General features: G+C 43.1%; 13 protein-coding genes, 1 pseudogene and 1 riboswitch. Of the genes and pseudogenes, 11 read left to right on the top strand and 3 right to left on the bottom strand.

The genetic code is table 11. The annotated features are described in order from the left end of the window. Positions 1-176: 176 nt before the first annotated feature. On the bottom strand, positions 177-398 hold the full coding sequence (locus tag M1K46_RS19295; protein ID WP_062236130.1) for a hypothetical protein: 222 nt from the start codon (positions 396-398) through the stop codon (positions 177-179). Between the two features lie 237 nt (positions 399-635). On the opposite strand from M1K46_RS19295, the gene M1K46_RS19290 reads away from it, so the two are divergent. The 4 genes from M1K46_RS19290 (at position 636) to M1K46_RS19275 (ending at position 2,806) form a co-directional block, all read left to right on the top strand. Beyond that, entirely contained in the window at positions 636-1,268 is a 633-nt protein-coding gene (locus M1K46_RS19290) for an SDR family oxidoreductase (protein WP_256227298.1), read from the top strand. A 64-nt stretch (positions 1,269-1,332) separates the two neighbouring features. Beyond that, complete coding sequence (locus M1K46_RS19285; RefSeq protein ID WP_256227297.1) at positions 1,333-1,485, top strand: hypothetical protein; 153 nt, start codon at positions 1,333-1,335, stop codon at positions 1,483-1,485. A gap of 146 nt (positions 1,486-1,631) precedes the next feature. Next, positions 1,632-2,249 carry a sterol desaturase family protein gene (locus M1K46_RS19280; protein WP_256227308.1) on the top strand — a complete coding sequence of 206 codons (618 nt, stop codon included), beginning with the start codon at positions 1,632-1,634 and terminating at the stop codon, positions 2,247-2,249. A gap of 86 nt (positions 2,250-2,335) precedes the next feature. Next, complete coding sequence (locus M1K46_RS19275; RefSeq protein ID WP_256227296.1) at positions 2,336-2,806, top strand: DinB family protein; 471 nt, start codon at positions 2,336-2,338, stop codon at positions 2,804-2,806. Positions 2,807-2,920: 114 nt separating this feature from the next. On the opposite strand, the gene M1K46_RS19270 is transcribed toward M1K46_RS19275, so the two are convergent. Next, positions 2,921-3,061 (bottom strand): hypothetical protein, encoded by a 141-nt coding sequence (locus tag M1K46_RS19270; protein WP_156418955.1) that lies wholly within the window; start codon positions 3,059-3,061, stop codon positions 2,921-2,923. A 149-nt stretch (positions 3,062-3,210) separates the two neighbouring features. Then, positions 3,211-4,425, bottom strand: coding sequence for a glycosyltransferase family 2 protein (locus M1K46_RS19265; RefSeq protein WP_256227307.1), 1,215 nt, complete (start codon positions 4,423-4,425; stop codon positions 3,211-3,213). 252 nt (positions 4,426-4,677) lie between these two features. Beyond that, positions 4,678-4,789: riboswitch (TPP riboswitch) on the top strand. A gap of 121 nt (positions 4,790-4,910) precedes the next feature. On the opposite strand from M1K46_RS19265, the gene thiC reads away from it, so the two are divergent. The 7 genes and pseudogenes from thiC to M1K46_RS19230 all read left to right on the top strand — a co-directional run bounded on the left by thiC (position 4,911) and on the right by M1K46_RS19230 (position 10,552). After that, positions 4,911-6,680 carry a phosphomethylpyrimidine synthase ThiC gene (thiC, locus tag M1K46_RS19260; protein ID WP_256227295.1) on the top strand — a complete coding sequence of 590 codons (1,770 nt, stop codon included), beginning with the start codon at positions 4,911-4,913 and terminating at the stop codon, positions 6,678-6,680. Continuing rightward, entirely contained in the window at positions 6,677-6,901 is a 225-nt protein-coding gene (locus M1K46_RS19255) for a hypothetical protein (protein ID WP_256227294.1), read from the top strand. The genes thiC and M1K46_RS19255 overlap by 4 nt, the downstream gene beginning before the upstream one ends. 64 nt (positions 6,902-6,965) lie before the next feature. Next, on the top strand, positions 6,966-7,343 hold the full coding sequence (locus M1K46_RS19250) for a hypothetical protein (protein ID WP_256227293.1): 378 nt from the start codon (positions 6,966-6,968) through the stop codon (positions 7,341-7,343). Between the two features lie 157 nt (positions 7,344-7,500). Continuing rightward, on the top strand, positions 7,501-8,256 hold the full coding sequence (locus M1K46_RS19245; protein ID WP_256227292.1) for a sugar phosphate isomerase/epimerase family protein: 756 nt from the start codon (positions 7,501-7,503) through the stop codon (positions 8,254-8,256). Between the two features lie 361 nt (positions 8,257-8,617). Next, positions 8,618-9,406 (top strand): SDR family oxidoreductase, encoded by a 789-nt coding sequence (locus M1K46_RS19240; protein WP_091007155.1) that lies wholly within the window; start codon positions 8,618-8,620, stop codon positions 9,404-9,406. Between the two features lie 184 nt (positions 9,407-9,590). Then, positions 9,591-9,983, top strand: a pseudogene (locus tag M1K46_RS19235) (class I SAM-dependent methyltransferase); the annotation flags it as partial. A 125-nt stretch (positions 9,984-10,108) separates the two neighbouring features. Further along, entirely contained in the window at positions 10,109-10,552 is a 444-nt protein-coding gene (locus tag M1K46_RS19230) for a hypothetical protein (protein WP_053355321.1), read from the top strand. The last annotated feature ends 29 nt before the right edge of the window (positions 10,553-10,581 follow it).

Below are 10,581 nucleotides of genomic sequence, written 5' to 3'. Positions count from 1 at the left end.
GCGGGACTAGCGTGACAGGTGAGACTCCCGCCGGTGCTTGCACCAAGAGGCTCACCGCACGCCCCGCGGAAAGCGAGCAGCCTGGAACGGAAATCAACAGCTTACAGACTTCTTGGACAGCCCCTTTTTGCTTGGATGCCAAGCTTAAACAAAAAAACACACCCTGTTCGGGTGTGTTAATTGGTAGCTACGACCTTATAGCCAATTTCCTCAAGCTCGTGAATATTGTCGATATTTGTAACGCAGACGGAATCGTCATCGACTCTGCATACGACTGCTTCATTTTCATGGCAGTTCTGCAAAGCCCCTACTACAGATTCAAACTCTTTACCTAAAATCTCTTTCTGTCCAACTGACCAGGAACGCTGCCGGCAAACGTGATTGACTAACGAAACCATGACGGGACCACCTCCGTATGGATATATATGTTTATACCACAATTCTAGCATTTTACTCTTATAGAGGCAAAAAGAAATTTATTTGTAATAATTTATCTTTTTATATCGAAAATTCTGCAAAAACAGGAGAGGGAATGGAGCATTAAAATCCCCGTTTGAAAATGAGAAAAATACAGACTAAGTTAGGTTTGAAGAGGGTAAGTATCGTTAATAGTAAGCGGGAAGGGAGCTGTAAAAATGAAAGTATTAGTCGCAGGAGCAAACGGAACTACAGGAAGATTAATTCTGCAGGAACTAAAAAAAGCAGGACATGAAGCCAAGGCGATGATCAGGAAGAAGGAACAGGCCCATGATCTGGAAAGTTTAGGAGCCGAAATCGTGCTCGCTGATCTCGAAGGAGATGTCTCTGAAGCAGTAAAAGGCTGTGATGCGGTTATTTTTGCGGCTGGTTCCGGTTCGAAAACGGGTCCGGATAAAACGGAAGCAGTTGATCGGGATGGTGCGATCAACATAATGGAAGAAGCTGAAAAACAAAAGGTGAGAAGGTTTATTATGCTGAGCAGTATGGGAGCAGGAACTCCTGAGAAAGGACCGGAAGAGCTGCAGCATTATTTAGAGATGAAAGGGGAAGCGGATGACCGGCTTGAATCCAGCAGGCTCCATTATACGATCGTCAGGCCAGGTGCGCTCACCGATGAACAAGGAACAGGTAAAATTAATATTGGTCGGAACTTGGGGAGTGGGAGTATTGCCCGCGCCGATGTGGCCAAAGTGATAGTAGCATCCCTGGATCTTGAAAATGCAAATCATAAAATCTTTGAAATTCTTGAGGGTGATCAGCAAGTAGCTGATGCTTTAAAATCACTGTAAAATGCATTTATGAATGTGCGAAAGCCGGCCGGCATGGCTGGCTTTTTTAGTTGTAAAATAAAATATGGATGAGCTGAAGGACAATGCCCAGGAATATGCTGCTTTTGACTGGAACCTTCAGCAGAAGCTTGCGGGCTTATCACACAATCCGATCTATCACCTGATCATTAATAGTTTTAAAGAGGTTTATCTGCGTCTGGCAAAATCCTTTTTTTGAAAATCCGCTCCATCGTTCCGCTTCAAGAAAATTTTATAATGAACTATTGAATACATTTTTAAAAAGAGATGCAGCTGCCGCAGGGAGCCTTACGAAGCAAATGATGGAGGACAGTTTGCGATTGTGGAAAACAGGAGGGTGAAATGATGAAGAGTAAGGGATTGTATCAGGACTTTTTCCTGCATTTAGACATTTTGGTCATGTCATTGATTATGTTAGGAATGGCTGTCTTTGTAGTGGCGTCCGGTATTAGTTGGCTGGCGGTTCTCTGCTTTCTTCTGGGGCTTGTTGCCTTTATGTTCAGTGAATATTTCACTCATCGCTTTTTATTTCATTTAAAAGCACCTAAAAATCCTCTGTTTCTTAAATTTTTAAAGCGGTTACATTATGATCATCATAAGTTTCCAGATGACCTGAAACTCCTTTTTCTGCCAATCTGGTACAGCATTCCCAGTCTGTTTGTGCTTTCGGCCCTATTTTATTTTATAACGGGCTCCATTTTAATCAGCTTGCCATTTGCGGTCGGACTCGTCTGTATGCTCCTCGTTTATGAATGGAAGCACTATGTCGCGCACCGGCCGATCAAACCTAACTCCAGATTCGGCAAGTGGCTGAAAAAGACACATACGCTTCATCATTATAAAAATGAAAACTACTGGTATGGAGTGTCCACTCCATTTGTGGATGCACTATTTGGTACGTTGAAGGATGAGAAAAGGGTAGAAATGAGTCAAACAGCAAGGGATCATGAAAAAAGAGCGTAATTGAGCCAGACCTTTTACTCTGCTTTTTTAGTGGATTTTTTGTTACAGTAGAAAAGAAGATAAAGATATTTGAGGAGATGATCATTATGAATCAGTACCTTTACAAGCAGTTTGAAATGACAAGAGGATTTTTTCTGAAAAATGCCAGCGCAGTTCCCGCTGAAATGGCTGATGTTCAGCCGGAAGGATTCAACAATACCATCCACTGGCACATCGGACATGTCTTAACCGTAACTGAGCAGTTTCTTTTCGGTTTTCCGAAAAAGTCAGCTCATCTGCCCGGAAACTATGTAGAATGGTTTGGCAAAGGAACAAAGCCGGCAGACTGGAAGGGAAATGTTCCATCCGTTGAAGAACTGGTCACTCAGCTGCAGGATCAGCTCGTGCGAATTAAAGACATCCCGGAAGAAGCACTGGATGAAAAATTGAAAAAGCCGTTCCTTGGTCTGGAAACATTCCGTGAACTAGCAAACATGGCTGTTTTTCATGAATCCAATCATTTGGGACAGCTGCACGCGATCAAACTTCTTATTGAACGCACGGTCGTTAAAAACTAAGAAAACCCAGAGAGCAAAAAAACGGCTCTCTGGGTTTTTTTATGGGTGGAATTTCAAACACAGAAACAAGTGAAAAGTAAAGAACAAAACAGTGTTCATCATGAACAAATGAAATTATGAATGAATCACTGAATGCAGAAAATCGATATCATTTTTTATCTGTTCTTTCAGAAATCGGTCTCTGCAACGTAAATATTCATCCGTAAGCATGGCGATTTCCTTCATGAACAGCATTACCTCTGTTTTTTTTAGCATAAGTTAACCCTGCCCTGCACGTTTAGAATATGGAACAATTCTTCCTGATACTTTATTCCTCTTTATCAGTCAAAATAAACTAATATGTGCTAATTTTTTTGCCTCGTTCACAAATCTTTCAAGAAAACCACATTTGGGATAAAGCGTATTTATGCGGCAGGGCGGGAGTCTGCCTGGTATTCACGGCCTGTTCTAGATACTTTATTCCAGTCCCGATTGAAGAAATAGGCGATGCTTCCATAAGCAACACATACCATTGTCACTATCCTGAAAATAAAGATATCAAAAAGAATAGTTGCTAAAAGGGGGTATGTGTCTTTTTCCTGAAAAGCGTAGCCATGATATTCTCCCATTCCGATGGCCACCATATCGTATACAAGGCCGAAAATAAAGATGTACAAAACATAGATGAGTACATATTCAAGAACGGACGAGTGCAGGGCGAATCCGTCAACGACAAAGATACTGGTCATAAAATAAACCGCGAGTGTACCGGAAATAAAAGCTTCAAAAATATAGAAAAAGGAAACAGAGCTCGTAAACAGATTTTTTCCAAGGAATGATCTGAAATGAATGACACAGTCAATGAATGCTTTTTGCCAGCGGACCCGCTGTTTGAACAGATCCCATAGGTTTTCAGGAAGCTCGGTATAGCATACGGCATCAGGTATGAAAGTAACCTTTTTGTTCTTATCACCAGAAATGTGGCGCTGAATCTTTAGAGTGATATCGATGTCTTCTCCAATCGTCGTCCGATAGCCGCCGACGTTGAGCAGCACCTGCTTTCTAAAAATGCCGAAAGCACCAGAGCTGATGGAGAGCGCCCCGAATCTAGCATGGGAAACTTTAGTGATGTAAAAGGCACGGAGGAAATCAAGGGCCTGGACGCGGATCAGCAGGTTCGTCCCATGTAATGTCAGCCCTGAGAATGGATTCTTCGTTTTTGTCTGAAGCACATGAACCATGCCGCCAGCAGCGACCACATTTTGCTCTTCGAAAGTTTCATTGATGGCCGGCAGGGAATGGTCTGTCATGATGGTGTCTGCATCAAGAGTTACAACAAGTTCATTGCTAGAATACTCAATGCCTGCATTGAGCGCATCGGCCTTTCCGCCGTTCACTTTATCAAGCACATAAATATTCGGATAGAGCTCGGACTTGTAAAATTCGATCACTTTCTTATGTTTTAGCTGGTTGAGCGGGAGTTTTGAGCTTTCTTTTAGTTGTAATAGCTCATTAAGCTTTCCAAGTGTAGCGTCAGTTGAACCGTCATTAATATAAATGATATCTAACGAAGAATAGGTTAATGTTTTCATGTTTTCAACGGATGTTGCAATGATTTTCTCCTCATTGTAACAAGGAATGAGTATACTGACACTTTTTTCAAAAATCGGTTTTGGCCGATACCGTTTTTTTCTTTTTTGAAATAAGGGAAGGCAGTTAAAGGAATGAATGATTGGAAAAGCGATAGAAAGACAGAAGAAAAAAAGTACTGCATAATTGAAAGCCTATACATATTTTGGCGGCTAAACGACTTCGGTGAATATATACCTGTGCCAAAAGACGGATTGTGCATGAAGAGCAGAGAAGCTATGCTTACGTTGAAAAAAGAATACGTTTTCTGCTAGGGGAGCCCGTCAGCCGGGCTGAGAGAAGAGAGAATAAGCTCTTTGACCCTTTGAACCTGATCTGGGTTATACCAGCGTAGGGAAGTAGGAGTCGAAGTCATATATACATATCGTATATTTTTCTTTGTCTATCCTATCGGGTTCTTCTTACTAGAACCCGATTTTTTTTATGCTGTGTGTAACTTTGGACTCAATTTTTGAAAAAACGAGGAGGAAGTTGCATGAACGTACAGAACGAAAGCAAGGTCTCATTAAAATCACAATTTCCAAACAGCACCAAAGTGTATAAGACCGGATCCCGTCCCGACATCCGGGTGCCAATGAGAAGGATCAGTCTGGCGGATACACAGACAGCAGGAAGAGATGAGAAGAACCCGCCCGTCGTCCTTTATGATACGAGCGGACCTTATACAGATTTGAATTATGCTGCAGATGTTGAAAAAGGACTGCCTTTGCTGAGGGAAAATTGGGTGAGAGACAGGAACGATACAGAGCAATACGATGGGCGCGGAATTAAACCGGAGGACAACGGCTACAGACAGCAGTCTCATGCGGGTCATGTGTTTCCGGTTCGCCCATTTAAGCCGATGCGGGCAAAAGGTGGCGGAAATGTTACTCAGATGCATTATGCGAAAAAAGGGATCATCACGCCTGAAATGGAATTCATTGCGATCCGGGAGGGGCTTGAGGCCGATTTTGTTCGAAGCGAAGTGGCGAGCGGGAGGGCCATCATCCCTGCCAACATCAATCACCTGGAACTGGAACCGATGATTATCGGAAAGAACTTTCATGTGAAGATCAACGCGAACATCGGAAACTCTGCTGTGACTTCGTCTATTGAGGAAGAGGTTGAAAAAATGACATGGGCTACCTACTGGGGAGCGGATACGATCATGGATCTGTCTACAGGAAAAGACATCCATACGACCAGAGAGTGGATCATCAGAAACTCTCCGGTCCCTGTGGGCACCGTTCCGATCTATCAGGCGCTTGAGAAAGTGAACGGGATAGCGGAGGATTTATCCTGGGAAGTCTACCGTGATACACTCATCGAACAAGCCGAGCAGGGAGTCGATTATTTTACGATTCATGCCGGTGTGTTGCTGCGGTACGTGCCATTAACGATCAATCGGGTCACGGGCATCGTTTCACGGGGCGGATCTATCATGGCGCAATGGTGTCTCGCTTACCATCAGGAAAACTTTTTATATACTCATTTCGAGGACATCTGCGAAATCTGTAAAGCGTATGACATCTCCGTCTCATTGGGTGATGGATTACGGCCTGGCTCGATTGCGGACGCCAATGACGAGGCACAGTTTGCAGAACTGGAAACGTTGGGAGAGCTCACAAAGATCGCCTGGAAACATGATGTGCAGGTCATGATCGAAGGACCGGGGCATGTGCCGATGCATCAGATCAAGGAGAACGTAGATAAGCAAATGGAGATCTGCCATGAGGCGCCCTTCTATACACTAGGGCCTCTGACGACAGACATTGCGCCTGGGTACGACCACATCACTTCTGCAATTGGGGCTGCTATGATCGGATGGTTCGGAACGGCTATGCTTTGCTATGTGACGCCGAAGGAACATTTGGGGCTGCCGAACAAGGATGATGTCAGGGAGGGAGTGATCGCTTATAAGATCGCTGCCCATGCAGCAGATTTGGCAAAAGGCCATCCAGGAGCATTGAAGAGGGATAATGCTCTCTCAAAAGCTAGATTTGAATTCAGATGGGAAGATCAGTTTAATCTATCATTGGATCCTGAGAAGGCAAGGGGTTACCACGATGAAACCCTCCCTGCACAAGGTGCAAAAACCGCTCATTTTTGTTCCATGTGCGGACCGAAATTCTGCTCTATGAGAATTTCACATGATCTAAGAAATATATCTGCACAAGAACTTTCGGGTCAGGAAAAAGATGTAAAGGAAGGAATGCGGGAAAAAGCCAAGGAATTTCATGACAAAGGCTCGAATATCTATTCATGAGCACCATTTCTATCCTTCGTGAAAGAATTGCTCTGCTGGAAATGCAGCTGCAGGAGATTCAGAGAAAATGCCGCCACGTATTTCTCGAAACCTCAGACTCCGATGTACGCATCTGTGTGAGATGCAGCTATACAGAAAAAATCCTGTACAGGTTCCCTGAAGAAAGAGCAGTGGTGCCTGACACCATTTATGCGCATAAACGGTGCCTGGCACCCAAATAAAGCATAGAAAACACCGCTCTTTGGCAATGATAATGAAAAATGAAGATTCAGGGAGGGATTTATATTGGGTACAAATTGGCTGCAGACTACATTAAACTGGACTGAGCAAAGAGTGGGGCAAGCTTCTGATGGATTCAGGGCGATCCTCGGAAAGATCAAGAACGAGCCGGCGATGACGGTTACTGACCTGGCGACCTTCATCATGCTTCATCCTGAGACCCATAAAGAGAGAAGCGATTTTCTCGGACTTACGTATTGCACTTATTCATTGCATCTGGGGAACGTTGATCTTCTTCTGGAAACAAAAGAAGGAAATGAGCATAAGGTTATAGAATGCAGAGTAGATGAAAATAATCAGGTGATCTCCCATTACCGTTCCTATGATGCAAAGGCCAAAGAACGCTTGGCCATTCCGTTGGACATCAAACAATATCATAATTAGAGTGAGATTCCCGTCTGCCAAAAGGCAGACGGTTTTTTTACTGTGTAGCGTGTTATATTTTAAGAATATTTCAAAAAATATTGTATGAAGCAATAATATTTATTAAGATAATCTCGAATCGTTTCGTGAAAGACTTTTAATAAAGGAGGAATTAGAAATGCATAAAAGAGGGTTGCAGCTTTACACGATAAGAGAGCTTTGTGAAAAAGATTTCATTGGCACACTAAAAGAAGTTTCATCGTGGGGGTATAATGGTGCACAGTTTGCCGGTTATTATGACACTTCAGCAAAGGTTTTAAAGCAGGCACTGGATGAGTATGATTTAAAACCGGCAGGCAGCCACATCGGCCTCGATCAGCTTGAGGGAGATGCACTCAAACGCCAGATTGAATACAATCAGTTACTCGGAAACGACTTATTAATCCTGGCATATCTAACGGAAGAAAATCGAAAGAATATAGAAGATTATAAACGAGCAGCTGAGATTTTAAATAATGCAGGGTATTTATTGAATCGCGAAGGGTTGAAATTAGGGTATCACAATCATGATTTTGAGTTTGTTGATCATGGGGGTGCTTCGGGTTACGATATTTTATTGAATGAGACCGATCCCTCACTCGTTTCCTTTGAATTGGATTGCTATTGGGCAGCCTATTCAGGCTATGACCCAGCTGAGTTTATGGAAAGGCTTGGCGAACGTCTTGTTACTTTGCACATGAAGGACATGGCTGTAAAAGGGACCGAAAAACAAAGCACGATTTTAGGAAACGGAGAGTTGGATTTACAGTCTATTGTCAAAAAGGGCAATGATCTGAATGTATCATGGTACATTGTGGAACAGGAGCATTTTGAAAAAGACCTTGTCACTACTGCAAAAGAAAATGCCAGGGTTCTTGAAGAATTACTAAGTTAGAAAACTTTTTTGATAAAAAGCAGGCTCCAACGAGTTGCTCAGCCTTAGCAGCTGGAAAGGATTCTGTTTTTTATTATTATCGGGCAAAACCGAAATAAGTGGGTATTTAATATGAAAAGGCTCTTTTCTAAAAAATTGTTGCTTTGGGAACATTTTTGTAAAGAACCTTCATTGCTAAGTTGATTGGAGTGCAAGGTGCGAGACTCCTGCGGGAGCAGCGGGACAGGTGAGACCCAAAGGTGCTTGCGCCGTGGGGCTCACCGCACGCCCCGCGGAAAGCGAGCATCCTGGAACGGAAATCAGCCACTCTCAAGAGCAACAAAGGTTACGAAAACAGCCTATGAAAAAGAGGAGGTAGATGATGAGTATCTATAAGAAAGAAGAAGGAAAAGTGGCCATTGTTACAGGCGGCGGTTCAGGAATTGGACGAGCAGCAGCCCTGGCCTTTGCGAAGGAAGGCATAAGGGTTTGTGTGATGGATGTAAAAGAAGAACGAGCAGAAGAAGTGGCAGAGGAAATTAAGGATTCAGGAGGGGAGGCGATGGCTGCGGAAATCGATGTTTCCAACTCTCACGAGGTGCAGCGAGGAATAGAGCAAGCGGTACAGAAGTGGGGGAGGCTGGATGTTCTATTTGCCAACGCAGGGATTAACGGGACTCTTGCTCCTATAGAAAATTTGTCGATTGAAGAATGGAACACCACCATATCCACCAACTTAAACGGCACCTTTTTAGCCGTTAAGCATGCTATTCCCTATATGAAAAAAGCGGGAGGAAGCATTGTGATCACGAGTTCCATTAATGGAAACCGTAAGTTTCACGGATTCGGGATGGCGGCATACAGTTCATCGAAAGCAGCACAGGTTGCTTTTATGAAAATGGCTGCTCTCGAGCTTGCCCGGTATAAGATAAGAGTGAATGCGATTTGTCCTGGTGCCATTAATACCAACATCGGAGAAAATACAGATGCAACCGAAGCGGTAAAGGAGATTACGATTCCGGTTAATTATCCAGAAGGAAACCAGCCCCTTGAACATAAGCCTGGGGAACCTGAACAAGTCGCCGATCTCGTTTTGTTTCTGGCGTCTGAACGCTCCAGCCATATTACAGGAACAGAAATCTACATTGACGGCGCTGAAACACTTCTATAAAAGAAAATGAAAGAGTACAAAAAGAGAAGAACTGTCACTAGCTCTTTTTTTTTTTTTTTTTTTAACCGCCCGCCCCTTGAGTTGGTTTAAGGTATCTGTAAGGGGAAATTCAGAAAGATGATACACGGGTATTAAATAGGGGGTGAAATAGCGTCTATGCCGCTTTTTGGGACTTTAGACAGCGTTAGAAATTCATTTTATTCATCAGAATATCTTTGATCTGGATATAGAGGACGGATCCTATGAGATCATCTATGATTCAGGCTGTTTTCATCACCTTGCCCCGCATCGCAGGCTGACCTATGTGGAACTTGTAAACCGAGCTTTAAAACCAGGCGGCCATTTTGCGGTGACTTGTTTTGTGATGGGCGGCAGTTTGGGAGGCTCGGAAATTTCAGACTGGGAGGTGTACCGGGCGCGATCGGTGATGGGCGGATTGGGCTATACAGAGGAAAAGCTGAAAACTATTTTCAGGAGCTTTACGGCAGTAGAGGTTAGAAGGATGAAAGTGATGGGTGCAGGAAGTTCAACATTCGGTGTTCCGGATTTATGGACAGCTTTGTTTAAAAAGGAATAAAAAGTAGTACATTTTTACTAATTAACGTTATTTTGCAAAAATTTTTAAAAAACAGGTTTAAAATCTAAATCTTTTTTTGTATGATAAGATGATAACTATTAAGTCATTTTTTTGGGGGAAAGATGATGAATTCACTGAAACGGAGAATCCGGGGGCATAAAGGTATGGAGTTCGCTTTGATCTATCTTATCCTTTTGTTCGGTGTTGGTGCTTATCAAACAATTGAAGTCTTTATGAATATCAATCTTTATTCAGAACACGTTCTGTTCGGGCTGACTTCTCACTCGTTCATAGCTTCTATTTTGTTATTCTGGTCATTGATCAGTATTTTCTGGGTATTAAGCTTGCGAGTATTGGACTGGGCCCACCGTACATCCCTGTTTACTTTAAAAAATGCAATATTTGGCTCTGTCGTTTTATTTCTTGGCGTTCCGATCGGAGTCTCTATACAGATATACAGCGTTATGTCTTTGAATACGATTCTCAGCTCAATTACAGAAGCTTTATTAATTACAACGATTATCTCTTTTGCGATCGGGATTTCAGGAAAGTTCCGAAAAACAGCATAAGTGCAATAACGGCTCTGCCTAATAGGCGG

The organism is Fictibacillus sp. WQ 8-8, assembly GCF_024494405.1.
In the GTDB taxonomy this organism is placed as follows: domain Bacteria; phylum Bacillota; class Bacilli; order Bacillales; family Fictibacillaceae; genus Fictibacillus_C; species Fictibacillus_C marinisediminis.
The sequence above is the reverse complement of the archived record's forward strand: the minus strand, read 5'-3'. Positions and strand labels throughout refer to the sequence as shown.